Here is a 23,799-nt window from a genome sequence, read left to right as displayed (position 1 = left end):
GCCGCCGACGGCAGACCAGAATCGATTCCCATGTCGATTCAAGCCCCACTGCCGTTCTTCGCCCTGCTGCTCGCCGCTTCGATGCCAATCGCGCACGCGGAGGATCTCGGTGTCGTCGGGCCGACCTACGACATTGCAGAGCCGGATCTGCTGGACGTCATCGAGTCACGTCTCAAATACATGGAGAAGACCGGCGAACTCGCCCGGAAACAGAACGAACACCGCGATCGCGTCGTTGCTGCCGTCGAGAAACCCAGACCCGTCGACGGCCTCAAGGCCACCGTCACCCGGCGCCGCTTCTTCATCGACCCGACGTTGATCCTCGACCACGACATCCGTAATGCCGACGGCGCGATCCTTTTCGCGCGCGGACTAAGGGTGAATCCCCTCGACCACGTTTCGCTCCGCGAACGGCTCGTGTTCTTTGACGGGCGGGATCGCCGCCAAGTCGCCTTTGCGCAACAGGCGCTGGCGAGCCCCGAGGGGGGCGCCAAACCCATCCTGGTCGCCGGTGAGCCCCTGGCGCTAATGCGCTCGTGGAAACGCCGCGTCTTCTACGACCAGGGCGGTAGCTTGAACCGCCGCCTCGGCATTCGTCAGGTGCCGGCGGTGGTCAGTCAGGATGGCAAGAGGCTAAGGGTCGATGAAGTTCGTCCGTAAGTGCCTCTTGTTGTTCTTCTTGGCGGTGGCGATTGGGCGTATCGGGCCTGCCTTGGCGTCGCCGACCTGCACCGGCCGCTTCGCCAATCCGATCACTGATATCTGTTGGCGCTGCATGCTGCCGATCCGCTTCGGCGGCCTCGATCTGCTGTCGATGGGGCAGGAAGACACGCCGAATCCCGGCGGCTCACCGCTTTGTGCGTGCCCCTCCCAATTGCGCGTGGGTTTCAAGGTGAGCTTTTGGGAGCCGGTGAGGCGAGTCGATGTGGTGCGTCGCCCGTTCTGCCTGACCAGTCTCGGCGGACTCGAGCTTGATCCCGGGTTCGATGCGCCCCGCGGCTCCCGTTTCAGCCAGGACAGCACGTCGACCTCGTCTTTCTATCAGGTCCATTGGTACGTCGATCCGGTCATCTTCTGGCTGGAAGCGATCTTCGACAACGCCTGCCTGGCGCCGGGCGGTTTCGATGTCGCCTATCTCACCGAACTGGACCCGATGTGGCACGACGACGAGCTGACCTTCATCCTCAATCCCGAGGTCGCGCTGTTCGGCAACCTGGCGGCCCGCGCCGCCTGTGCCGCCGATTGCGCGGCGGCCACTGCCGGCTTCCCGCTCAACACCCTGTTCTGGTGTGCCGGCTGCCAGGGCAGCCTCTATCCGCTGAATGGCAACGTGCAGGCCCATATCGGTGGCGTCCAGGCATCGAGTCTGGAAATGACCCGCCTGATCGCCAAGATGCACCGGGAAGGGCTGATGTGGGCGGCCTCCGGCGAGGACGGGCTGTGTGGCTACTATCCGCAGCCGATCATGGATAAGACCGGCTACAAGTATCACATGCTCTATCCGATTCCCCAGACTGCACAGATTGCCGGGAAATGCTGCCAGCCGCTGGGGCGATCTACGATCCTGTGGGGCGCCGGGCGCGAGTTTCCCTTCGAGGGCGAGGACTTTGCGTACATGGTCTTCCGCAAACGCAACTGTTGCCAGGGCGCGTTCTGAGGCCATGAGCAAGCGATCGTGGATTTTGCTGTTGGCACGTTGCATTGGCGTCGGTGCCTTGGGCGGGGCGGTGACGTTCGCGCTCGCCCAGGTGGTAGTACCGACTGACACTGAGCTGCGTTCACACCGCGAGCGCATGGGTTCTGCCCTGGACGCCGTCGAGGCGCCGAAGGGCATGGGCCGCCCGGTGGTTCCCGATCCGGCCAAGCTGCCGCAGCCGGCGACCACAGGGCCCGACATTGCCCGGGTGGCAGAAGCCTACCGCCAGACCACGCCAGGCTCAGCACCGGGCAAGGACGAACCGGAGTTGATGGTCTTCATCTCTTTTTCGTTGCCGAAGGAAACCCTGCAGCGAATCATCACCCAGGCGGAGAAATCCGGCGCCGTGCTGGTCCTGCGCGGACTCAAGGGGAATTCTCTCACCCGCATGGGTGAGGAAATCGCTGAGCTGGTGGGCGCTCGAAACGTGACGGCGATCATTCATCCACCGGCCTTCAAACAGTTCAAGGTGCGGCAGGTGCCCGCACTGGTGCTGGCACGGTCGGGCCAGGCGTCAAAGATCGGCGAAGACGGCTGCGCCCCGGGGTCGAGCTTCATCCGCGTCGACGGTGATGTCACACAGGACTATGCGCTCGATCTCATCGAGCGACAGGCGCCGGCGTGGGCCGATGTGGCGCGCCGCTATGCCTCACGACTCGCGGGATCACAGCGATGAGCAAGCGGAGCTGGCTGCTCCTCGCTTTGATCCTGGCAAGCCGTGCCTGGGCGCAGGGCGATGCTGCGAGCAGCGCGTTTGCCGAGGGCAAAGCGCTGGGCGCCGGCACGATCGACAGCGCCTTCCAGGGAATCGGCAACGGCACCGGCGCCGCGACCGTGCCGGGGTTCGGACAGCGCACCCCCCAATCGCAAGTGTTCCAGGCGGGGCAGGGGCAGTTGTCGGGACCGGGTACGGCCAAGATCATCGACTGCGCCAGCCAGGCGCCTGACGTGGATTCCTATCGTCGGCAGGAGTGTGACGCCGTCAATTTCGTGGCCCGCAATCCTGCGGTACGGCCGGCATTCTCGATAGATCGCGCCAACGATCCGCTGATCAGTCGTGCCAGGGCGATTGCCCGTAATCCCACGATGGGCGCCACCGGCATCGCCGCCGGGAACCCTGCCGAACAGTGCCGGGTGGTGACCGAGACCCAGCCCGCGTCGTTCAGCCGGGAAACGTGCAACGACTACCGGCCGGTGAGCAGCAGTTTCTGTTCGACCGCGCGGCAGATCCGTGTCGATCAGCATCAGCGCTACCAATGCGTCGAGCAGATGCAGTCGGTGAGCAATGCCTCTTGCTTCATCGGCCAACAGATCGCGGTCGATACACGCTACCGCTACCAGTGCAATCAGACCGTGCAGGGCTACGAGTCGCTGAGTTGCCGGCGAGGGGTCTCCGTCACTGTCGGATTTGGCCAATGCACGCCCGGTGTCTGGCTCGGACGCACGGCGTTCGTCGACTGCGGCCACTGCGTCGATCCGTACATGGCGATGAACATCTATTGCGGCAGCGATGGCCGATCGTACGAGGTGGAACCCTACCGTTCCGGCGACGGCGCCAATCGCTTCGACTATCGCCCGCTGGGTTATTCCTGGGATGGCAGCTACGGTCGTTTTCCGGTGGCGGTCGCGCCGGGTCAATCGGTCAGCGATCACTACGTCAGCGATCTGGGTTATGGCTGCCATCTCTACGTCTATTTCAGCGTCAGCTGTAGCGCCACCACCTGCACACCCTCAGTGCGCAACGTCAGTGCCGGCTGCAACTCTGCCGGCGGCAGCGGCACCGGGGCGGCGCTGCAGCTGCCGATGTCCACGACGGTCAGCAGTTGGCGGTCGAGCGAGTGCGCCAGCTTGCAGCAGCGAGCACAGTGATGAAGGCGTTGCTTGCGATGCTGTTCGCCATGACACTCGCTGGCCGGGCGATCGCCGGCGACTGTCAGCTGGCGAGTTCGACCTGTGTCGATAGCACCGCGAGCAAGACGATCTCCGGCATCGTGGTGACTCTGGCGCAGGTCGGCGGTTGCTGGGAGTACCAGGACACCTACACCTGCATCAAGCCCGAGGCGATCGACTACTGCGCCGCGCTGACCACGGCCGGCTGCGGGCAGATCGGTTCGACCTGCAGCGACACGGCGTTCAACGGGACGTGCAACACCTATAGCAAGACTTTCCAGTGCGGCACCGACCAGGGCGAGCCGAGCAACACGCTGCGCTTGAGCAACAGCTACACGCTGCTCACCGACGCCATCGACGCCGGCGCCTGCAGCAGCTATGCGCAGAACGCGCGCTGTCGTCTGGCGGCGCATACCTGCGTCGATTCGACGCCGTGCAGGCGTGACGCCAGCGGGGCGACGGTTTGCCTGGCCGGCGTGACGCCGCCGGAAGGCGGGCTGAACTCGACGGCGAGCTGTTGGCGCTATCAGGACGACTATTCGTGCATTGTCGACGACCCCCTCGATTACTGCGCGGCGATCAAGGCGACCGAGGGCTGTACGCTGGTCACTTCAACGTGCGACAGCACGGCCTTCGACGGGTCGTGCAATCAATACACGCGCCAGTATCAGTGCACCAACGTGACGGCATCGACCAACCCGCCGACGGTCGTGCAACTCGACACCTCGTACACCATCACCTCGAACACCCTCGACACCAGCGGCTGCACCTCGCTGTCGGAAAGCAGCAACTGCGTCCACGCCGCGCACACCTGCACGGACAACACGCCGTGCAAGACGATCAACGGCTTGCAGGTCTGCCTGGACAGCGTCTCGCCGCTGCCGGAACGGGCCCAAAGTGCGGGCGACTCCTGCTGGGCGTGGTCGGAGGACTACACCTGCGCCGCGACAGCGCTGAGCGATGACTGTCAGGAACTGATCGACCGGGGATGCACCCAGGTGGGTAGCGATTGTGTTGATCGTCTGCCGTCGGGCGCTTGCGACCTGAACGAGCGCACCTACTCGTGCCAGACCTCGCCGGCGGTCCAGACGCAGCGCACGGCGTGCGATCAGGCGGCGTTCTGTCAGGGCGGTGGCTGTTTCGACACCAGCCATCCCGCCGATCAGGACTTCGGCAAGGTGATGGCCACGCTGGAGGCGGCACGGGAAGCCGGCGTCTATGGTGGCGATCAGCGGCTGTTCACGGGCGTCACCGAGCAGTGTCGCAAGCGGCTCTTCGGTCTGGTGAACTGCTGCAGGAAGGGCGGCAGTGGCGCGGCGAAAAGCAACAACGCGCTGATGTCGGCGGCGATCCAGGGGGCCTACGCGGGAGGGCAGCTGGCGGTGAACGCCGGCAGTAAGTACGTCTTCGATTTCATGTACCCGCAGTACGCGGGCTATCTCGAAGCGGGCGCGAAAGCGATGATTTCGTCCGAGGTGCTGTTCACGCCGACGAATTTCCAGCCTTCGTTCAGTTTCTATGGGCTGACCTTGTCCACCGGGACGATGACCAGTGGCCTGCTCGGCGGACCAATTTTTTCCATCGGCTCGCTGGGCAGCTTCAATTTCTATTTCGATCCTTACTCGCTGGCCGTGGCGGTGGCCCTCGAACTGCTCTCCGATCTGCTCTCGTGCGACCAGGCCGAGCAACTGCTGGCGATGCACCGCGATGCCAATCTCTGTGTCGCGGTGGGTTCGTTCTGTTCGGCCCGGGTGCCGATCATCAGGACGTGCATCGAGCAGACCCAGTCGTATTGCTGTTTCAACTCTCGCCTGGCCCGATTGATCAATGAACAGGGCAGGGGACAGATTGGCAAAGGCTGGGGCAGCGGCAGGGGTCCGGACTGTTCTGGATTCACCCCCGAAGAGTTCGAACGGCTCGATTTCTCGCGCATCGACCTGGGCGAGTTCATCGCGGAAGTCACGGCCAGCGTGCGCGTGCCCACTGCGTCGTCGATCGGGCAGAACGTCTCGGGCACCGTCGAGCAGCGCGTCAATAGCTACTACAACCGGTGATGACTGAGCACGCTGCACTTCCCGGGCAAGGACGCGATGTCTTCGGACAGGTGGGTGGCGTGAATTTTCTCAGGGAGATTCGATGAAAGCACCTCCGAAAACCCTTGCGATGGCGCTGTCCGTGCTGGGTCTGCTGGGCACCAGCGACGTTGTTGCTGCGGACTTGAAGCAACATCTGATCGCGGCGATCGATGCGCCCGATGGTCGATCCGACGGGGAGCTGAGTGGGCGGATGGCGGACTTCTTCAAGGGGCAGACGCGGTCGCCTGCGCCGGTGCGGCTTCAGGTCAGAACATTGAGGAAGTTTGCCGAGGCTGGTTGTGCTCGCCTGGAGGCGACGCTGATCCAGGAGGACGTGCCGACGAAGGATGGCAAGCGGATTCCACTGGCCGTTCGCTACGAACTCAATCTGTGCCGTGACGGGCAGCTACCGACTGAAGGGATCGACCTTGACGCGGCGTCGCGGGTGTTTTCCGGCGAGTCGCGCCGGCAATGATGAGAGAATCGGGCCCTCACTAACCACCAACCGGGAGTACCTCAATGAACAAGTCCGAGCTAATTGAAGCGCTGGCGAGCAAAGCTGATCTGTCCAAGGTGGCCGCGGGCCGTGCGGTCGATGTTCTGCTTGAAGAAATCGTGGCAGCCGTCGCCAACGGCGATTCGGTGACGCTGGTGGGCTTTGGATCTTTCAAAGCGGCACCGCGCGCGGCTCGCGAAGGCAAGAACCCGAAAACTGGCGCGAAGCTCAGCATTGCCGCCACGACGGTGCCCAAGTTCTCTGCGGGTGCCGTCTTCAAGCACGCAGTGGCCGGCAACTGCGAAGCCAACAACAGCTAGACGGTTCACGTGTCACCTGTCGCCAGCCGAGGTCTGGAAAAAAGGATCAACGAGCGTCGCGGTCGCTGCATTGCGAGTGAATGCCAGGCCCATTCACTCGCTGGCCTCTGATCACCTTTGCGGATCGATTGGCGACCCGCTTGGCGCCGTCACATGACGCTGGCTGCGAGCAGGCTGTAGCGGCGCTGCTGGTCGTTTGACCGCAACCCATCGTCGAGCAATTGCCCTCCACCATTCACCGCCAGCGTCCAGCGAAGTACGAAAAGCGCTCGGAAAGTTCGCATTTCGGCACCGTGATCCTCTCGTTGCCGTACTAAAGTTGGCTCATGGAATCGATGCTTGGCGCGGATGAATCTGGGCTGTCCGATGGAACGTGAGGTGATGCTATGAATCAACGGTTGATACGTCTTCCCCAGGTCAAGTCCATGGTGGGGCTTGGCCGATCATCAATTTACGCCAAGATCAAGCGCGGCGAATTTCCCAAACAGATCAAGCTCGGGCGCTCGTCCGGATGGGTCGAGGCTGAGGTGCAGACGTGGATCAGCGAACAGATCCAGGCGAGTCGGCTCGGTCAGGTGAGCCCTTCGCCGAATTCAGGCGCAACGCCAACATCCGCGTTGACGGATTGACTGCGCGGATGCGCACCGCACGATCCTGGAACCCGTCTGCAGCCCCTTTCCGTCGAGTGGTCCCAATCGCGCTCGGCGCACGCCGTCGCCTCAAACGGGTCTGCCAATGCCGTTACGTCACGAGCTGTGCGTATGCCGTACCGACTCGCTGGATCTGCTGGCGGCCGGTTTTCGTGGCTCCTGCTCTTGCGTGTGGCTGACGAATAGCGGATGCGTCCCCGGCGTGCCCAAGCCTTGCTTCCGCGCACCACCCGTCCATACTCGTCGCCTTGGGGCTGGGAGGAACAGATTCACTGCCAACCCGCTTATTCGAGCGGACGACTAGGCCCACGTCCAAGCCTACGAATCTGTTGGGCACTTTGTTGGGCACATTTTCATGCCAGCGTCTGCTAGAGACAAAAAAAGCCACCTCGAGGGTGGCTTAAGTGTTTGAATCTATTGGTGCGCCCGGAGCGATTCGAACGCCCGACCCCTTGGTTCGTAGCCAAGTACTCTATCCAACTGAGCTACGGGCGCCTTGCCTTGCTGAAGCGGCGAATTATACAGAGGCGATCGGCCGTGCTCAAGCACTATCTGGCCAATTTTCGCGTCCGCGGCGGTTTTCCCCGCCGCGCTGCGCGCCTGCCTTGCGGCGAGGCCGAGTGCGAGAATGCCGGCTTACTGATCCAGCGCGCGCCCGACGATCTCGCGTACATCCGACGACAGGCCATCGATTGAGCGCAGCTTTTCGAGGGCGAAGCTGGCTTGTTGCTGGCGCGGCTGGTCGAACTTCCGCCAGCGATCGAAGCGGCGTGCCAGACGTGCGGCGACCTGCGGGTTGAGGCGATCGATCTCGCCGATCTGTGTGGCGAGGAAAAGGTAGCCGCCGCCGTCGGCGGCGTGAAAACGGACATGATTGTTGCCGAAAGTGTTGAGCAGCGCGTAGACCTTGTTCGGATTGCGCAGATCGAAAGCCGGGTGATCGAGCAGCTCTCTGACCACCGCGAGCGTGTCGGGAAGGCGGCTCGCCGCCTGTACCGACAGCCATTTGTCGACCACCAGCGCTTCGTCGTGCCAGCGCTCGTAGAAGCTGTCCAGTGCCTGCACACGTTCCGGGCAGTCGTCCTGCGCCAGGGTTGCCAGCGCCGCCAACTGGTCGGTCATGTTGTTGGCTGTCTCGAACTGGCGCATGGCCAGGGCGCGCGACTCGGCGCTGTTCAGCTCGCCCAGATAGCCCAGGCAGAGGTTGCGCAGCGCGCGCCGCCCGGCGGCCGCCGGTGTCGCCTGGTAAGGGCCGCTGGTGGCGTGCGTTTCGTAAGCGTGCAGCAGCGCGCCACCCAGTTGTTCGGCGACAAAACGGCGCAGGCCATTGCGCGCTTCGTGCAGGGCGCTCGGGTCGACCATGGCCATCTCTTCGGCAAGGGTCGCTTCGCCGGGCAGGGTCAGGGCTTCGGCGGCGAAAGCGGGATCGGCAGCGGCGTTTTCGAGAAGCCGTGCGGCGGCTTCGACGAAGGTTTGCGGCCAGTAGGCAGCGCGGCCGACCGAGATGTCTTCGGCGGCTGCCAGGATCAGGCGGCTGGCCAGGCGTTGCCCGGCTTCCCAGCGATTGAAGGGGTCGCTGTCGTGGGCCAGCAGGTGCGCCAGCTCTTCGTCGCTCCAGGAGAAATCGAGAATCACCGGCGCCGAGAAGTCGCGCAGCAGCGAAACGACGGGGGCGGCGGCCAGCTCGGTGAAGACGAACTGCTGCTCGAAGTCGGTCAGCGAGAGGACGCGCGTCGTCCGGCCGCTGTCGGCGGTGCTGTCTTCACCGGCGATCAGCAGCGGCATGTCTTCGCCGTCTGCGCCGTTGAGGCCGATGGCCACCGGGATGTGGAAGGGACTGTGCAGCGGACTGTGCAGCGGCTCGGAGGTGGCGTCCGCGGCGGCGCGTGTGGGCAGCGATTGCGACAGCGTCAGGGTATAGCTGCGCGCTTCCTCGTCGTAGTGGCCGCTGGCCCAGAGGCGCGGTGTGCCGGCCTGGTCGTACCAGCGCTTGAACTGCGTCAGGTCGACGCCGGAAGCGTCGGCCATGGCCGCGACGAAGTCGTCGCAGGTCACCGCCTGGCCATCATGGCGCTCGAAGTAGAGGTCCATGCCGCGCCGGAAAGCTTGCTTGCCGATCAGCGTTTCGATCATGCGCACCACTTCGGCACCCTTGTCGTAAACGGTGCTGGTGTAGAAGTTGTTGATCTCGATATACGAATCGGGGCGCACCGGATGGGCCATCGGGCCGGCGTCTTCGGGAAACTGCATGGCGCGCAGGGCGCGCACTTCGCGAATGCGGGTGACCGCACGACTGTGCATGTCGGCGCCGAATTCCTGGTCGCGATAGACGGTCAGCCCTTCCTTCAGCGATAGCTGGAACCAGTCGCGACAGGTGACCCGGTTGCCGGTCCAGTTGTGGAAGTATTCGTGCGCGACGACGCGGTCGATGTTCTGGTAGTCGGCGTCGGTGGCGATGTCGGCACGGGCCAGGACGTACTTGGTGTTGAAGACGTTGAGGCCCTTGTTTTCCATCGCTCCCATGTTGAAGTCGCCGACGGCGACGATCATGTAGTGGTCGAGATCGCATTCCAGGCCGAAGACTTCCTCATCCCAGCGCATCGAGCGCTTGAGGGCGTCCATGGCGTGCGCGCACTGGTCGAGCTTGCCGGGCTCGACGAAGACGGCGAGCTGAACGCTGCGCCCGCTGCTGGTGGTGAACTCGTCGCGCAGCACGTCGAGGCGGGCGGCAACCAGGGCGAAGAGATAGCAGGGCTTGAAGAAGGGGTCTTCCCATTTCGCCCAGTGGCGGTCAGGCCCCTCGTCGCCGCTGCCGACCGGGTTGCCGTTGGCCAGCAGTACCGGCAGGCGGGTCTTGTCGGCATGCAGGGTGACCTGGTAGCGCGACATGATGTCCGGGCGATCCGGAAACCAAGTGATGCGGCGGAAACCCTGCGCCTCGCACTGGGTGAAATAGCCATCCTTGGAGCGAAAAAGTCCGGACAGGCTGCTGTTGTGGTCGGCATCGATACGCACCTGCGTACGCAGCGTCAGCGTGTCCGGCGGATTGACGATGGTCAGCAGTGAGTCGCTGCAGTGGTATTGGTCCTGGCCGAGAACGCTGCCGTCGATGGCTACGGAGATCGTTTCCAGCCCCTGGCCGTCGAGTTGTAGCGGTGGCAGGGGGCTTGCCTCCGCAGCCAGGGCAGCCAGGGGATTGCGCCGCAGTTGCAGCTGGCTGTTGACCAGCACTTCGCCGGCGTTGAAGTGCACGTCGAGTTCGACGCTGTCGACGAGGAAAGGCGGCGGTGTGTAATCCAGGCGGTGGATGCGCTGCGGGGTTTCGCTGTTCATCGGGGGTCCTTGTCTGTCGGCTTGCCCGACCATGATTATCGCCAGGGCGATGCTTGGCGTTGGCCGGTGCCTACGGCGCCTTGAGCAAACCAGCCTGGCGCAGCTGTTCGGCGATGCCTGTCGCCAGTTGTCGGTAGCCGTCGGCGTTGGGGTGGATGGGGTCAGCTCTCAGTTCCGGTTTGGCGAGGACCTCGGCGAGAACGCTGTCGACCAGCGCCAGCTTTTCTTCGCTGGCCAGCTCGGCGTAGATTTCAGAATCGGGCAAGCGGCCGCTGATGGCGCCGAGCAGCGAGAACTTGGGGACGGCGACCAGTACCACCTGCGCGCCGGAGTCGCGAATGGCGCTGACGATGGCCCGCAGATCTTCCTTGACGGCGGCTGCCGGGCGTCGGCGCAGGAAATCGTTGCCGCCCAGTTCGACGATGACCAGTGCCGGCCAGGTCGCCGCCAGGGCGGCCTCGATCCGCTCGCGGGCTGCCGCGCTGGTGTCGCCGGGGATGCCGGCGTTGGTGATCTGCCAGCCGCTGAGCGCTGCCAGCTCGGTCGGATAGTCTTCGCCAGGCTGGGCGCCGGTGCCGAAGGTAATGCTGTTGCCGAAGGCCAGGACCGCGCTTCCGGCCGGCAGCGCCGTTCCTTGCGTCGTCTCGCTGCAGCCGCTGGCCAGCAGCAAGGCCAGCAGCAGGGTCGTGGCCAGAAGCAGCCGCTGCAGGGGGAAGTGGAGCGCCGCAGCCACAGAGCGCAAACAAGGGTGTAGCGCAGGGCGTAGCGCAGCGCGTAGCCCGCTCACGGCAGCTGGTCGCGATGCAGCAGGAAGACGTACTGATCGCCGGCCGCGGTGTCCAGCCAGGTAAAGGCGGTATCCGGGAAGGCCGCTTCGAGCTGCTCCCGGTTGTGGCCGATTTCGACGACCAGCAGGCCGTTCGGCGTGAGGCGTTCGCGCGCTGTCGCGAGGATGGCCCGCGTCAGGTCGAGCCCGTCCTCACCGCTGGCCAGCGCCAGGGCGGGCTCGCGCTGGTATTCGGCGGGCAGGCTGCGCATCGATGGGGCATTGACGTAAGGCGGGTTGCTGATGATCAGGTCGTAGCGCTCCTTGCCGAGCGCGGCGAAGAGGTTGCTCTCGAGTAGCCGGATACGCGCCGTCAGCTCGTAGTCGCTGACGTTACGCTCGGCCACGGCCAGCGCGTCGGGCGAAATGTCGATGGCGTCGACGCTGGCCGCCGGGAAGGCATGCGCGGCGAAAATCGCCAGGCAGCCGGAACCGGTGCATAGGTCGAGAACGGACGCCACGCTCTCCGGGTCGTCGATCCATGGCGCCAGCTGCTCGCGCAGCAATTCGGCGATGAAGGAGCGCGGCACGATCACCCGTTGATCGACATAGAAGCGATATTCGGCCAACCAGGCTTCGTTGGTCAGGTAGGCGGCCGGCAGGCGTTCGCAGATGCGCCGCTCGATGATGCGCAGTACGGCCGTGCGCTCGTCGCTGGTCAGGCCGGCGTCGAGAAAAGGCTCGAGCCGATCAAGTGGCAGGTGCAGGCTGTGCAGCAGCAGATAAACCGCTTCGTCCCAGGCGTTGTCGGCGCCGTGTCCGAAGAACAGTCCGCCTTCGCTGAAGCGGCTGACGGCAAAGCGCAGCAGATCGCGCAAGGTGCGCAGTTCGTTTTGTGCCTGTTCAAACATGGCTGGGCAGCAAGGCTTCGAGAATACGGCGGTAGATGGCTGCGAGTCGTGGCAGGGCGGCGATTTCGACGGCTTCGTTGACCTTGTGGATGCTGGCATTGACCGGGCCGATTTCGATCACTTGTGCGCAGATCTCGGCGATGAAGCGACCGTCCGAAGTGCCGCCGCTGGTCGACAGCTCGGCTTCGACGCCGGTTTCGGCGCGAATCGCCTGCAGCGAGGCGTCGATCAGCGCGCCGTGGCCGGTCAGGAAAGGCTTGCCGCTCAAGTTCCACGCCAGTTCGTAGGTCAGCTGGTGGCGGTCGAGCAGCGCGCAGGTTCGCGCTTGCAGTTGCTCGGGTGTGCTGGCCGTACCAAAGCGGAAGTTGAACTGGATATCGACGCTGCCTGGAATGACATTGCTGGCGCCGGTGCCGCCGTGGATGTTGGAGATTTGCCAGGTGGTCGGCGGGAAAAACTCGTTGCCCTGATCCCAGACCGTCTGCGTCAGCTCGGCAATCGCCGGGGCTGCCAGATGAATCGGATTTCTTGCCAGATGCGGGTAGGCGATGTGGCCCTGCACACCCTTGACGGTCAGTTTCCCCGACAGCGATCCGCGGCGTCCATTCTTGACCATGTCGCCGAGCGTGTTGACCGAGGTCGGCTCGCCGATGATGCAGTAGTCGATCGTCTCGCCGCGTTGGCGCAAGGCCTCGGTGACGGCGACCGTGCCATCGATGGCGTCGCCTTCCTCATCGGAAGTGAGCAGGAAGGCGATCGAGCCGCCGTGCTCGGGCTTGCCGGCGACATAGGCTTCGGCGGCGGTGACGAAGGCCGCCAGCGAAGCTTTCATGTCGGCGGCGCCGCGCCCGTACAGCATCCCCTCCTTGCGCAGCGGCTGGAAGGGGTCGCTGTGCCATTGTTCGAGTGGGCCGCTGGGGACAACGTCGGTGTGGCCGGCCAGACAGAGCAAGGGGCTGCTGTGGCCGCGCCGCGCCCAGAGGTTGCTTACCGCGCCGCGCTTGATGAACTCGCAGCGGAAGCCGATGGCTTCAAGACGGCGGGCGATGATCGGCAGGCAGCCGGCGTCGTCGGGGGTCAGCGAGCGACAGGCGATGAGTTGCTCGGCGAGTGCAAGAGTCGCCTCGTTGGCGAGTGCAAGCGTCGCCTCGTTGGCGACTGCCAGCGTCGCCTCGTTGGCGACTGCCAGCTTGCTGTCCTTGGCCATCTCAGTAGCGCTGTCCCTGTTCATCGTGCGCGCCTGGCTAGGCTTGCTCGTCAGCGTCGTGGAGACTGAGCGAGAACTCCTTGAAGGAAGCGCTGCTGGGGTCGCTTTCCGATAGCTCGTATGATGACGTGCTCAACTTGTCGTCGCGACGCGGTGCCGGCGCTGCTTCGAAGTTGTTGATCAGCCAGGACAGGTTGGTCGGTGAATCGGCATTGCTCAGCGCCTCTTCCAGGGTAATCACGTCTGCGCGGTAGAGCTTGAAAAGCGCTTGTTCGAAAGTCTGCGAACCGGGTGCGAGGCTTTGCTCCATGGCCTCCTTGAGGGCCGGGATGTCGCCGCGCTCGACCAGTTCCTGGACGTGATAGCTGTTCAGCAGAACTTCGACGGCTGGCGCCAGCTTGCCTTCCTTGCGCTTTACCAGGCGCTGCGAAACGATCGCCTTCAGGCTCACCGAGAGGTCCATGTACAGCGCGCTGCGGCTATCGAGCGGGAAGAAGTTGATCATCCGGTTGAGTGCGTGGTAGCTGTTGTTGGCGTGCAGGGTGCCCAGGCAGAGGTGGCCCGTCTGGGCGTAGGCAATTGCCGCCTGCATCGTTTCCTTGTCGCGGATCTCGCCGATCAGAATACAGTCCGGTGCTTGCCGCATGGCGCTTTTTTAAGGCGTTGTTCCAGCCCAGGGTGTCCATGCCGATTTCGCGCTGGTTGACGATCGACTTCTTGTGCTTGAAGAGATACTCGATCGGATCTTCGATGGTCAGGATGTGGCCGGCGCAATTGCTGTTGCGATAATCGAGCATCGAGGCAATGGTGGTCGACTTTCCCGAGCCCGTCGAACCGACGATCAGGATCAGACCGCGCCTTTCCATGACCAGGTCGGCGAGGACCGGCGGCAAGAGCAGCGAATCGAGCGCCGGGATATTGCCGAGGATGTAACGGACGACAATGGAGATCGAGCCGCGCTGGCGAAACAGGTTGATGCGAAAATTGCCGAGCTTGGGGACGCCGATCGAGAGGTTCATCTCCTTGGTCGCCTCGAAGGTGTGCGCCTGCTCGGCGTTCATCAGTTCAAGGGCGATCTTTTCGATCATCGCCGGTTCCATCATCTGCTGATTGACCGGCACCGTGATGCCCTGAATCTTGATGTGGATCGGCGCGCCGGCGGATATGAAAATATCCGACGCCTGCCGGTCCGCCATCACCTGAAACAGCTTGTCGAGGATCAGGCGTTTGTCCGTCGCTTCAGGGCTCTGCACGGTGGCGCTCAGTCGCTGCGCAGGAGATCGTTGATGCTCGTCTTGGCGCGCGTCTGGGCGTCGACTTTCTTGACGATCACCGCGCAGTAGAGGCTGTAGCTGCCCCCCTTGCCCGGCATGCTGCCGGACACCACGACCGACCCCGGCGGCACGTAGCCATAGCTGACCGCGCCGGTTTCGCGGTCCAGGATCTTCGTCGATTGGCCGATGAAGACGCCCATCGAGATCACCGAGCCTGCACCGACGATGACCCCCTCGACGACTTCCGAGCGGGCACCGACAAAGCAGTTGTCCTCGATGATTGTCGGGTTGCTCTGCAGGGGTTCGAGGACGCCGCCGATACCGACGCCACCGGAGAGATGCACGTTCTTGCCGATCTGCGCGCAAGAGCCGACTGTGGCCCAGGTGTCGACCATCGTTCCTTCGTCGACGTAGGCGCCGATATTGATGTAAGACGGCATCAGAACCACGTTCCTGGCAATGAAAGAGCCGCGACGAGCGGTTGCCGGCGGCACGACGCGGAAGCCGCCGCTGGCAAACTTCTCGCTGTCGTAATCGGCAAACTTGCTCGGAACCTTGTCGAAATAGCGCAGCGGACCGGCTTCGATCAGGCTGTTGTCGGTCAGACGGAAGGAGAGCAGGACGGCTTTCTTGATCCACTGGTGTGTCACCCACTCGCCGTCGATCTTCTCGGCAACGCGCAGGTTGCCTTCGTCGAGTTGCTTGAGAACGGTGGCCACGTTCTGGCGAATGCTTTCGTCGGCATTGCCGGGTTGCAGCGAGGCGCGGTTTTCCCAGGCCTCATCGATGACTTGCTGGATTGCCTGCATGGCGGTTTCCCTAGAGTTTTGAAACGAATGAATGGATGCGTTCGGCCGCTTCGACGCAATCGGCAAGCGGTGCGACCAGTGCAATGCGCACGAAACCGGCGCCCGGATTGATCCCGCGCGCGTTACGTGCCAGGGTGCTGCCGGGCAGAAGGACCACATTATAGTCAGCGAGCAGTCCGCGGGCGAACTCGCCGTCATCGATCGGCGTCCGCACCCAGAGATAGAAACCGGCGTCGGGCAGCGCCGTGTCGAGCACTTCGGCCAGGCGCGGGGTGACCGCAGCGAACTTCTCCCGATACTGGCGGCGGTTCTCGATGACGTGCGCTTCGTCGTTCCAGGCGGCGATACTTGCCGCCTGCACGGCCGGATTCATCGCGCTACCGTGATAGGTACGGTAGAGCAGGAAGGATTTGAGCAGCGCCGGGTCACCGGCGACGAAGCCCGAGCGCATGCCGGGGACATTGGAGCGCTTGGAAAGGCTGGAGAACATGAGCAGGCGCTGCTCGCCTCGACCGAGCAGACGCGCGGCCTGCAGGCAGCCGAGCGGTGGCTGCGTCTCGTCGCCGTAGATCTCCGAGTAGCACTCGTCGGAGGCGATGACGAAGTCGTAGCGGTCGGCGAGGGCGAAGAGCTGTCGCCAGTCGTCGAGACTGAGGACCTTGCCGGTCGGGTTGCCCGGCGAGCAGACATAGAACAGTTGCACGCGCTGCCATTCGGCCTCGCTGAGGCTCGCGAAGTCGAACGCGTAATCGTCGTCCGGCAGGGTATTGAGAAAGCGCGGCTCGGCGCCGGCGAGATAGGCTGCCCCTTCGTAGATCTGGTAGAAGGGGTTCGGGCTGACGAGCAGCGGTGTGTAGCCGCGCGTGCGATCAATGACCGTCTGGGCGAAAGCGAACAAGGCTTCGCGCGAACCGTTCACCGGCATCACCTGCGTCTCGGGATCGAGGCCGTCGAGGCCATAGCGCCGGCCCAGCCATGCGGCCAGGCTGCGGCGCAGTTCGGCGCTGCCGAGAGTGGTAGGATAGCTCGCCAGTCCGGCCAGGTTGGCGCTTAGCGCATCCTTGATGAACGCCGGTGTGGCGTGCTGCGGCTCGCCGATCGACAGCCGGATCTCACGCAGGCCGGGATTTGGCTTGATGTCGGCGAAGAGTTGCCGGAGTTTCTCGAAGGGGTAGGGCTGCAGCTTGCTGAGGTGGGGATTCACAGGCGTGATTTTCTCGTCGCGGGGCGCTGGATTGTGCCGAGGATTATAAGGGGCATCGACTGACGGTGAAAGGAAAGGCGCAGCAGATTGCCGGCCTTGGTGGTGCGCGCGAGCAGCGTTTGGCGATCGGCGCCCTGCTCGGCGGGGCGCTGGTCTGGGGTGTCATCTGGTACCCCTACCGGCTGCTCCGTGACGCTGGCGTCGATGGCATTGTTTCTTCGACGCTCAGCTACGGCATTGCTTTCGTCCTCGGCCTGCTGATCTTCCGTCGATCGCCGCTTGCCTGGGCGCCGTCGTGGGCGCTGCTCTGGCTGGCGTTGGCGGCCGCTGGCTGCAACCTTGGCTACGTCCTGGCAACGCTCAACGGCGAAGTGGTGCGCGTCCTGCTCCTCTTCTACCTGGCGCCCTTATGGACCGTCCTGCTGTCGCGCCTGCTGCTCGACGAGCGCCTCAACTACGCCGGTGCCGGCGTCATCGCCCTGTCGCTGCTCGGTGCCGCGAGCATGCTCTGGCAGCCGCAGGCGGGCCTGCCGGCACCGCAGGATCTCGCCGACTGGCTCGGCTTGATGGCCGGCTTCTCCTTTGCCCTGTTCAACGTGCTCTCGCGGCGAACTGGTCATTTACCGATCGAAAGCAAGGTCATGGCCGCCTTCGCCGGAGTGGTGATCGCCGGCGCCCTGCTCCTGCTGGCTGGCGTCGGCAGCCCGGAGCTGCCAAGTGCGCCGTCGCTGTGGCTGTTGCTCGCCGCGCTCGGCTGCGTGCTGGTCGTCGCCAACCTCGTCGTCCAGTTCGGTCTGGCACGGGTCGCCGCCAACCGCGCGGTAGTGATCATGCTCACCGAAATCGGCTTTGCCGCCCTCGCCGCCTGGCTGATCGCCGACGAATCACTGGCGCCGCGTGACTGGCTCGGCGGCGCGCTGATCGTCGCCGCCAGCCTGTTTTCGGCGCGCATGGAGGAGCGCACGGCAGTGCGCCGGCTCGATCGGGAAAGCTGACGATGGCGCGGGCGCGGTGGCGGTGCTAGGCCCCGCAGCACTTCTTGAACTTCTTGCCGCTGCCACATGGGCAGGGGTCGTTGCGACCGATTTTTGGGGCTTCGCGGCGGATGGTCTTGATGCTGCGCTGGGCGACCCAGAAGCGGTAGATTGCGCTCACCACCTGCGGCAACTTCTCTTCGCATTCCGCCTCCAGGCGGCCGAGTTCCTCACCCGACGGCCACTCCTCGCCAGCGTCGAGGGCGGCTGTTCCAGCGTCGCCGGTGAGCAGGAACAGCGGGAAGAGCAGTTCGTCGAGGTAGGAGATCTCGTCACTGTCTTCCTTCTCGTCGTCGGCTCCCAGGGCGTCGAACCAGTCTTCGGACGCCGCGTCGACACCTTGCAGGTAGCCCTCGCACCAGGGAATGTAATCGCCGGCACTGTTCTTGTCGCCGTCGATGGGATAGAGCAGCAGCAACGGCGGTTCGCCACTTGCCAGTTCGGCTTCCAGTGCGGCGACGAAAGGGCGCAGCAGCTCGGCGGTTTCTCGGAGGAGGTCTTCGCGGCCCGCCTGGGGCTTGCCGAGTATCTCGCTCAGCCACTGCTCTTCAGCCATCGGCTGCGGGCCGGCAAGCGCCGCACAAAGAAAGCCGTGCGCTTCGTCAAGTTGCATCGTCTCCGGCAGGGCCGGGTCGCCGAGTAGCTGTTCGAGGCGCAGAAGCTGTGGGTCGGCAAGGGTCGCGGGCAGGCTCATGGTTTCAGTCTCGGGTGGGCGATTGGCTGTCGAAGGCGGCGAGTGGAATCCCTGGCGCCGGCGTCCAGCCTGCCTGGCGGTGTTCGGCGACCACCGTCGTGAAAATACCGCCGCGGACGTAGAAGCGTGCGCGCAGCTGCATGTAGCGGGGCTGGGTGGCACTGACCAGGTCGTCAAGAATGCGGTTGGTGACGTCTTCATGAAAGCAGCCGATGTTGCGGAACGACCAGATATACAGCTTCAAGCTCTTGAGTTCGACGCAGCTTTCCTCCGGGATGTAATCGAGGATGAGGGTCGCGAAATCCGGCTGCCCGGTCTTCGGGCACAGACAGGTGAATTCGGGGATTTCCATGTGGATGCGGAAATCCCGTTGCGGTGCGGGATTGGCGAAGGTGGCAAGCGTTTCGGCCGGGCTTGTGCTCATGCTTGTTCCGAGTGACTGGTAGTCCAGGAGGTGTGAAGGGGGCCAGGAAGGCCAAGGGCAGGCAAACTGGCTAGGCAGAATGCTATTATAGGCGACCGATTTTGCACCCGGCTGGAATGTTGCTTGTCATGAGCTTGGCCGGTGCGAGGCGTCATGCGCTCGCGGCAAGGCTTTTTTTTCCGATTTCTTCCCGCGCGGCTGAGCAGGCTGCGCTGCAGTGTTGATGCGCCTGACCAGACTGAAACTTGCCGGCTTCAAATCCTTTGTCGATCCCACGAACATCGCGCTGCCCGGGCAGTTGGTCGGTGTCGTCGGGCCGAATGGTTGCGGCAAGTCGAACGTGATCGACTCGGTGCGCTGGGTGCTGGGCGAGTCGAAAGCGTCGGAGTTGCGTGGCGAATCGATGCAGGACGTGATTTTCAACGGTTCGGGATCGCGCAAGCCGGTGTCGCGGGCGGCGGTCGAACTGGTCTTCGACAATACGCTGGGGCGGCTTTCCGGGCAGTGGGCGCAATATGCCGAGCTGTCGGTCAAGCGTTTGTTGACGCGAGCTGGCCAATCCGAGTACTACATCAACAACCTGCACGTTCGCCGCAAGGACGTTACCGACCTTTTTCTCGGCACCGGACTCGGTCCGCGTGCCTACGCGATCATCGGCCAAGGCACCATTTCGCGAATCATCGAGGCCAAGCCCGACGAGCTGAGGGTTTTTCTCGAAGAAGCCGCTGGCGTGACGCGCTACAAGGAGCGGCGCAAGGAAACCGGGCATCGCCTTGCCGACACCCGCGAGAATTTGACCCGCGTCGAAGACATTCGCTTTGAACTGGCTTCGCAGATGGAGCGCCTTGAAGGGCAGGCTGGTGTCGCGCGCCAATATCGCGCCTATAGCGACGAGCTGACACGCAAGCAACAGCTGCTGTGGCTGTTGCGCCGTAACGAGGCACAGTTCGAGCGCGAACGGCTGACGCGTGAAGTTGAGCAGGCGGGCACCGCTCTCGAAGCCCAGAACGCCGTACTGCGCGAACTCGAGGCGCGTCTCGAGGAGGCCCGCGAAGCGCATTTCGTGGCCAGCGACGGCGTGCATGCCGCGCAGGGGGAATTGTTTGCTGCCAATGCCGAAGTCGCCCGGCTTGAAGCCGAGATCCGGCATCGTCGCGAATCACAGCGCGAGTACGAAACACGTCTCGCGCAGCTCACTGCCGATCGACAGAATTGGCAGCAGCAGGCCGAAAAACTGGCCGGCGAAGAGCGGCGCTGGCAGGACTTGCTGGCGCTGGCCGACGAGCGCGTCGAGCACGGCCGGCTACGCCTGGAGGCGCAGCAGGAACGCTTGCCGCTGGCCGAGGACAGCCACGCCGCCGCGCGCCAGGACGCCAGTCGCCAGCGTGCCGAGATCGTCCAGGCCGAGCAGCGGCTGCATGTCGAGCAGGCCAATCGCGGGCACGCACAGCGTTCCTTGCAGAGTGTCGCCAGTCGGCGCGAACGCCTGACGCTCGAACGCCAGGCGCTGCCGCTTGCCGACGCTGGCGAGTTGATCGAGAAACAGGAGGAGCTGCTCGAATTGCGTGCCACGATCAGCGTTGCGCTCGACGAGCAGAAGGCGCTGCAACTGGGCTTGCCACATCGCGAACAGCAGCGGCGCGAACTTTTGGTTGAAGTGCAGCATGCGCAGAAAGAGCGCGCCGAGGCGACGGCCCGTCGTAACGCGTTGCAACAGTTGCAGCAGCGGCTGCAGGCGAACGGAAAACTCGAAGACTGGTTGCGTCGGCATGGTTTGCAGAATGGCGAGGCGCTATGGAAATCGCTGCGCGTCGAAGCCGGCTGGGAAGCCGCCGTCGAAGCGGTGCTGCGCGAACGCCTTGGCGCACTGCCGGCGGACGCTGCCGACGCGGCCTGGAGCACCGACCGGCCGGGTAGCAAGCTGACTTTGCTGTTGCCATTGGCCGGCGCGACCGCGCGCGATGTCCTTGACGGCAAAACGCTGCTGGCCCGTATTCGTTGCGACTCGCCGCAGTTGTCGGCGATTCTTGCCGACTGGCTCGGCGAGGTGCTGACGGCGCCCGATCTGGAAGCGGCGCTGGCGCTGCGCGGCGACTTGTCGGCGAGCGCCTGTTGCGTGACGCCCGGCGGCGACCTCGTCAACCGCCAGAGCGTGACCCTGTTCGCTGCGGATAGCGGTGAGCACGGACTGCTCGAGCGGCAGCGCGAGATTGACGGCCTGGCGGCGGTGATTGCTGAGCGCGAGGAAAAGCTCTTGCAGGCGCAGGCCAGGCTCGGCGAAGTCGAGCAAAGTCTGCAAGATAGCCAGCAGACTCTGCAGGAGTCTCGCCAGCAGCTTGGCATTCTGCAGAATGAGGCGCATGCCCTGCAGGTGGAGACGCTGAAGCTGGCGCAGGCACGCGAGCGTTGCAGCGAGCGGCAGGCGCAGATTGACGACAACCTGGCCGAGCTGGCCGGCGAGGAAGAGAACGAAAGCGAGCGCCTGTTCGTTGCCGATGAGGCAATTGATGTGCACAGCGAACAGCTCCGTCAGTTGCAAAACCTGATGCAAGCCGCGCAAACGCTTTTCGAGCAGGCCGAAGGCGCTTTACGTGAGCAGCGCGAGCAGCTTGCCGGCTGCGAACGCGAGCTGCGCGAAGCCGAGTTCTCGCAACGCGAGTGCGGCAACAAGCTGCACGAGCTGGCTTCCGGCCGCGCGCTGGCGAGCCAGCAACTGGCGCGCGTGCTTGAAGAGCTGCGGCGCTGCGAGGAGAATGCCACGGCGCTGCAGGCGGACGATCTGGAGCCTCGCTTGCAGGCCGCGCTGGATCATCGCGTCGCTCGCGAGCACGCGCTGGCGAGTGCTCGCGATGGCCTGGAAATGGCGACCAACGGCCTGCGCGCGCTGGACGAACAGCGCCTCAAGGCAGAGCAGAGTCTCGAGCCGCTGCGCCACCGGATCGGCGAACTGAAGCTCAAGGAGCAGGCGGCCGCACTCAACGTCGAGCAGGCGGCGCTGCAGTTGGCCGAGGTCAAGGCCGACGAGCCGTCACTGGTCGGCGAACTGGATGGCTTGCGAGCGGCGCCTTTGCAGGGGGCAATTACCTCTCTGCAGCGCTCGATCGACGCGCTTGGCGCGGTCAACCTGGCGGCGCTCGACGAACTGGAAGCGGCGCGCGAACGCAAGGGCTACCTGGATGCGCAGTCGGAAGACCTGACGCAGGCGATGGAAACACTGGAAAACGCGATTCGTCGTATCGACCGTGAAACGCGCGACCTCCTGCAAAGCACGTACGATGCAGTGAACCGCAGTTTTGGCGAGCTTTTTCCGGCGCTTTTCGGCGGTGGCGAGGCGCGGCTGATCATGACCGGTGAGGAAATCCTCGACGCCGGGCTGCAGGTGATGGCCCAGCCGCCAGGAAAAAAGAACTCGACGATTCATCTTCTCTCCGGCGGCGAGAAGGCCTTGACGGCAATCGCCCTGGTGTTTTCCATGTTTCAGCTCAACCCGGCGCCGTTTTGTCTGCTTGACGAAGTCGACGCACCGCTTGACGATACGAATACTGAACGTTTCTGCTCGATGGTGCGACGAATGTCGACCAACACACAGTTTCTGTTCATCAGCCACAACAAGATTACGATGGAGATGGCGCAACAGCTTGTCGGAGTGACCATGCAGGAATCCGGCGTCTCGCGCATCGTTGAAGTTGATATGGAAGAAGCGCTACGCATGCGCGAGCAACTCGTTTAGGAATAGATATGACCGACTTGCAGATGGGTTTGATCGGCTTCGGCGGCGTCGCCGTGCTGGGGGTACTGGCTTACAACAAATGGCAGGAGCGCAAGCACCGCAGAATGGCCGAGGAGCTCCTTGGTGCGCGCCAGACAGACGTCCTGCTTGACGAACCGACGAGTGCAGCAGGTGCTGCGGCGTCGAAAGATGGCGCGCCTCGCGCCACTCAAGAACGTGTCGAACCCTTGCTGCGCTCCGAGCCGGAAGAACTCCAGGTGCCGGATGAGCCGACGGCGAGGCCGCCAACGGCGGACGACAGCGGCGATCCGAGCCACACAGCCGCCGCTGCCAAGACCTCCCCGAGTGTCGCAGCGGAGTCGGTTGCGTCGCGCTCGTCGCCCGCTTCGTCCCCTGCCACCCCGTCGCCGAAGCCCGCTGTAGACGACCAGGGTGGGCTCCGGGACAGCCCGGCACCGCTTTGCGTGCTGTCGCCGAAGATCGACTACATCGCCGCGATCCAGGTGGTCGAACCCATCGCCGGCTACCGTATCCGTGAAGCACAGCGCGCCACCCTGGAACGGCTGAGCAAGGCGGTGAACTGGATTGGTCACAACGAAGACGAGCATGCCTGGGAGCCGATTCTCGATGACAGCAAACGCGAGTACCGGCATATTCGTGTCGGCTTGCAACTGGTGGACCGCAAAGGCCCGCTCGCCGACCGTGAGCTATCGGGTTTCAAGGTCGCGATGCAGGAAATGGCCACCGAGCTGATGGGTCTTGCCGAATTGCCGGCACGCGAGCCAGCCTTGCGAACGGCGGCACAGCTGGACGAGTTCTGCGCCGGCGTCGACATCCAGATCGGTGTCAACGTGATCAGCCAGGGGCAGGTTTTTGCAGGCACCAAACTGCGTGCGCTGGCTGAAGCGACGGGCATGGTCATCGACAGTGCCGGGCGTTTTGTCCGCTGTGATGACAACGACAATGTCCTCTACATGCTGGTGAATCAAGAGAGTGATGATTTCTCGGCCGAGGCGATGAAGACGCTGAGTACGCACGGGGTGACCTTTCTGCTCGACGTTCCGCGCGTGGCCCATGGCGATCGAGTGCTGACGCAGATGTTTGAACTGGCGCGGCGCTTTGCCGAAGCGCTCAACGGCGTGCTGGTGGACGATAACCGCCAGCCCTTGTCGGAGGCTGCTCTCGAGCCGATCCGTCAGCAGGTGCTGCAGTTCCAGGCGGCGATGGCGGCGCATAAGCTTCCGGCTGGTGGCCCGCTGGCGCAGCGCCTGTTCTCCTGAATCCCG

Annotated in this window: 20 protein-coding genes, 1 tRNA gene and 1 pseudogene; 11 read left to right on the top strand and 11 right to left on the bottom strand. The window is 64.0% G+C overall.

Annotation, left to right across the window (positions count from 1 at the left end; translation table 11 throughout):
• The first annotated feature begins 30 nt into the window (after positions 1-30).
• From traW to E4Q23_RS00135, 7 genes are all read left to right on the top strand, one after another.
• Positions 31-660: a type-F conjugative transfer system protein TraW gene (gene traW / locus E4Q23_RS00165; protein WP_169064766.1), complete on the top strand. Its 630-nt coding sequence runs from the start codon at positions 31-33 to the stop codon at positions 658-660.
• The gene (traU, locus tag E4Q23_RS00160) at positions 644-1,657 is read left to right on the top strand and encodes a conjugal transfer pilus assembly protein TraU (protein WP_169064765.1); all 1,014 of its coding nucleotides are present in this window, start codon (positions 644-646) and stop codon (positions 1,655-1,657) included. The genes traW and traU overlap by 17 nt, the downstream gene beginning before the upstream one ends.
• 31 nt (positions 1,658-1,688) lie before the next feature.
• Positions 1,689-2,372 (top strand): type-F conjugative transfer system pilin assembly protein TrbC, encoded by a 684-nt coding sequence (gene trbC / locus E4Q23_RS00155; protein WP_169064764.1) that lies wholly within the window; start codon positions 1,689-1,691, stop codon positions 2,370-2,372.
• A complete protein-coding gene (locus E4Q23_RS00150; protein ID WP_169064763.1) occupies positions 2,369-3,565 on the top strand; it encodes a hypothetical protein in 1,197 nt (398 codons plus the stop codon). The genes trbC and E4Q23_RS00150 overlap by 4 nt, the downstream gene beginning before the upstream one ends.
• Positions 3,565-5,640: a conjugal transfer protein TraN gene (locus tag E4Q23_RS00145; RefSeq protein ID WP_169064762.1), complete on the top strand. Its 2,076-nt coding sequence runs from the start codon at positions 3,565-3,567 to the stop codon at positions 5,638-5,640. The genes E4Q23_RS00150 and E4Q23_RS00145 overlap by 1 nt, the downstream gene beginning before the upstream one ends.
• 82 nt (positions 5,641-5,722) lie before the next feature.
• Positions 5,723-6,136: a hypothetical protein gene (locus E4Q23_RS00140; protein ID WP_169064761.1), complete on the top strand. Its 414-nt coding sequence runs from the start codon at positions 5,723-5,725 to the stop codon at positions 6,134-6,136.
• A gap of 44 nt (positions 6,137-6,180) precedes the next feature.
• Positions 6,181-6,477: an HU family DNA-binding protein gene (locus tag E4Q23_RS00135; protein ID WP_169064760.1), complete on the top strand. Its 297-nt coding sequence runs from the start codon at positions 6,181-6,183 to the stop codon at positions 6,475-6,477.
• Positions 6,478-6,626: 149 nt separating this feature from the next.
• Here the strand turns inward: E4Q23_RS00135 and E4Q23_RS24445 are convergent, their stop codons facing one another.
• Positions 6,627-6,761 (bottom strand): hypothetical protein, encoded by a 135-nt coding sequence (locus E4Q23_RS24445; protein WP_272873616.1) that lies wholly within the window; start codon positions 6,759-6,761, stop codon positions 6,627-6,629.
• 102 nt (positions 6,762-6,863) lie between these two features.
• Here E4Q23_RS24445 and E4Q23_RS00130 point away from each other — a divergent pair, with 102 nt between their 5' ends.
• Positions 6,864-7,106, top strand: coding sequence for a helix-turn-helix transcriptional regulator (locus E4Q23_RS00130; protein WP_169064759.1), 243 nt, complete (start codon positions 6,864-6,866; stop codon positions 7,104-7,106).
• Between the two features lie 439 nt (positions 7,107-7,545).
• Here E4Q23_RS00130 and E4Q23_RS00125 read toward each other — a convergent pair.
• The 8 genes and pseudogenes from E4Q23_RS00125 to dapC form a co-directional block, all read right to left on the bottom strand.
• Positions 7,546-7,622: transfer RNA gene (locus E4Q23_RS00125), tRNA-Arg, on the bottom strand.
• Positions 7,623-7,763: 141 nt separating this feature from the next.
• On the bottom strand, positions 7,764-10,460 hold the full coding sequence (gene pepN / locus E4Q23_RS00120; protein WP_169064758.1) for an aminopeptidase N: 2,697 nt from the start codon (positions 10,458-10,460) through the stop codon (positions 7,764-7,766).
• Between the two features lie 70 nt (positions 10,461-10,530).
• Positions 10,531-11,193, bottom strand: coding sequence for a GDSL-type esterase/lipase family protein (locus tag E4Q23_RS00115; RefSeq protein ID WP_291996994.1), 663 nt, complete (start codon positions 11,191-11,193; stop codon positions 10,531-10,533).
• Between the two features lie 50 nt (positions 11,194-11,243).
• Entirely contained in the window at positions 11,244-12,137 is an 894-nt protein-coding gene (prmB, locus tag E4Q23_RS00110) for a 50S ribosomal protein L3 N(5)-glutamine methyltransferase (RefSeq protein ID WP_169064757.1), read from the bottom strand.
• Complete coding sequence (gene dapE / locus E4Q23_RS00105) at positions 12,130-13,368, bottom strand: succinyl-diaminopimelate desuccinylase (RefSeq protein WP_248595145.1); 1,239 nt, start codon at positions 13,366-13,368, stop codon at positions 12,130-12,132. Before dapE ends, prmB begins: the two co-directional genes overlap by 8 nt.
• A gap of 13 nt (positions 13,369-13,381) precedes the next feature.
• Positions 13,382-14,567, bottom strand: a pseudogene (locus tag E4Q23_RS00100) (PilT/PilU family type 4a pilus ATPase).
• 38 nt (positions 14,568-14,605) lie between these two features.
• A complete protein-coding gene (gene dapD / locus E4Q23_RS00095; RefSeq protein ID WP_169064756.1) occupies positions 14,606-15,427 on the bottom strand; it encodes a 2,3,4,5-tetrahydropyridine-2,6-dicarboxylate N-succinyltransferase in 822 nt (273 codons plus the stop codon).
• 10 nt (positions 15,428-15,437) lie between these two features.
• The gene (gene dapC, locus E4Q23_RS00090; protein ID WP_169064755.1) at positions 15,438-16,631 is read right to left on the bottom strand and encodes a succinyldiaminopimelate transaminase; all 1,194 of its coding nucleotides are present in this window, start codon (positions 16,629-16,631) and stop codon (positions 15,438-15,440) included.
• A 65-nt stretch (positions 16,632-16,696) separates the two neighbouring features.
• Here dapC and E4Q23_RS00085 point away from each other — a divergent pair, with 65 nt between their 5' ends.
• The gene (locus E4Q23_RS00085) at positions 16,697-17,626 is read left to right on the top strand and encodes a DMT family transporter (RefSeq protein WP_336511569.1); all 930 of its coding nucleotides are present in this window, start codon (positions 16,697-16,699) and stop codon (positions 17,624-17,626) included.
• Between the two features lie 25 nt (positions 17,627-17,651).
• Here E4Q23_RS00085 and E4Q23_RS00080 read toward each other — a convergent pair whose 3' ends face one another.
• Together E4Q23_RS00080 and queF are read right to left on the bottom strand one after the other, a co-directional pair.
• The gene (locus tag E4Q23_RS00080) at positions 17,652-18,359 is read right to left on the bottom strand and encodes a YecA family protein (protein ID WP_169064754.1); all 708 of its coding nucleotides are present in this window, start codon (positions 18,357-18,359) and stop codon (positions 17,652-17,654) included.
• Between the two features lie 4 nt (positions 18,360-18,363).
• The gene (queF, locus tag E4Q23_RS00075; RefSeq protein ID WP_169064753.1) at positions 18,364-18,783 is read right to left on the bottom strand and encodes a preQ(1) synthase; all 420 of its coding nucleotides are present in this window, start codon (positions 18,781-18,783) and stop codon (positions 18,364-18,366) included.
• Between the two features lie 223 nt (positions 18,784-19,006).
• Here queF and smc point away from each other — a divergent pair, with 223 nt between their 5' ends.
• Positions 19,007-22,513: a chromosome segregation protein SMC gene (smc, locus tag E4Q23_RS00070; protein WP_169064752.1), complete on the top strand. Its 3,507-nt coding sequence runs from the start codon at positions 19,007-19,009 to the stop codon at positions 22,511-22,513.
• A gap of 8 nt (positions 22,514-22,521) precedes the next feature.
• Positions 22,522-23,793 (top strand): cell division protein ZipA C-terminal FtsZ-binding domain-containing protein, encoded by a 1,272-nt coding sequence (locus E4Q23_RS00065; RefSeq protein ID WP_169064751.1) that lies wholly within the window; start codon positions 22,522-22,524, stop codon positions 23,791-23,793.
• The last annotated feature ends 6 nt before the right edge of the window (positions 23,794-23,799 follow it).

It is taken from the genome of Candidatus Accumulibacter phosphatis (assembly GCF_012939955.1).
Taxonomy (GTDB): Bacteria; Pseudomonadota; Gammaproteobacteria; order Burkholderiales; family Rhodocyclaceae; genus Accumulibacter; species Accumulibacter delftensis.
Note: the sequence above shows the minus strand (reverse complement) of the source record. Positions and strands in the feature narration are given on the sequence as shown.

Bases quoted from the DNA above. Each gene is read 5' to 3' on its own strand.
- traW (WP_169064766.1), top strand. From the start codon at position 31: ATGTCGATTCAAGCCCCACTGCCGTTCTTCGCCCTGCTGCTCGCCGCT.
- traU (WP_169064765.1), top strand. From the start codon at position 644: ATGAAGTTCGTCCGTAAGTGCCTCTTGTTGTTCTTCTTGGCGGTGGCG.
- E4Q23_RS00150 (WP_169064763.1), top strand. From the start codon at position 2,369: ATGAGCAAGCGGAGCTGGCTGCTCCTCGCTTTGATCCTGGCAAGCCGT.
- E4Q23_RS00145 (WP_169064762.1), top strand. From the start codon at position 3,565: ATGAAGGCGTTGCTTGCGATGCTGTTCGCCATGACACTCGCTGGCCGG.
- E4Q23_RS00140 (WP_169064761.1), top strand. From the start codon at position 5,723: ATGAAAGCACCTCCGAAAACCCTTGCGATGGCGCTGTCCGTGCTGGGT.
- E4Q23_RS00135 (WP_169064760.1), top strand. From the start codon at position 6,181: ATGAACAAGTCCGAGCTAATTGAAGCGCTGGCGAGCAAAGCTGATCTG.
- E4Q23_RS24445 (WP_272873616.1), bottom strand. From the start codon at position 6,761: ATGCGAACTTTCCGAGCGCTTTTCGTACTTCGCTGGACGCTGGCGGTG.
- E4Q23_RS00130 (WP_169064759.1), top strand. From the start codon at position 6,864: ATGAATCAACGGTTGATACGTCTTCCCCAGGTCAAGTCCATGGTGGGG.
- pepN (WP_169064758.1), bottom strand. From the start codon at position 10,460: ATGAACAGCGAAACCCCGCAGCGCATCCACCGCCTGGATTACACACCG.
- prmB (WP_169064757.1), bottom strand. From the start codon at position 12,137: ATGTTTGAACAGGCACAAAACGAACTGCGCACCTTGCGCGATCTGCTG.
- dapE (WP_248595145.1), bottom strand. From the start codon at position 13,368: ATGAACAGGGACAGCGCTACTGAGATGGCCAAGGACAGCAAGCTGGCA.
- dapD (WP_169064756.1), bottom strand. From the start codon at position 15,427: ATGCAGGCAATCCAGCAAGTCATCGATGAGGCCTGGGAAAACCGCGCC.
- E4Q23_RS00080 (WP_169064754.1), bottom strand. From the start codon at position 18,359: ATGAGCCTGCCCGCGACCCTTGCCGACCCACAGCTTCTGCGCCTCGAA.
- queF (WP_169064753.1), bottom strand. From the start codon at position 18,783: ATGAGCACAAGCCCGGCCGAAACGCTTGCCACCTTCGCCAATCCCGCA.
- smc (WP_169064752.1), top strand. From the start codon at position 19,007: ATGCGCCTGACCAGACTGAAACTTGCCGGCTTCAAATCCTTTGTCGAT.
- E4Q23_RS00065 (WP_169064751.1), top strand. From the start codon at position 22,522: ATGACCGACTTGCAGATGGGTTTGATCGGCTTCGGCGGCGTCGCCGTG.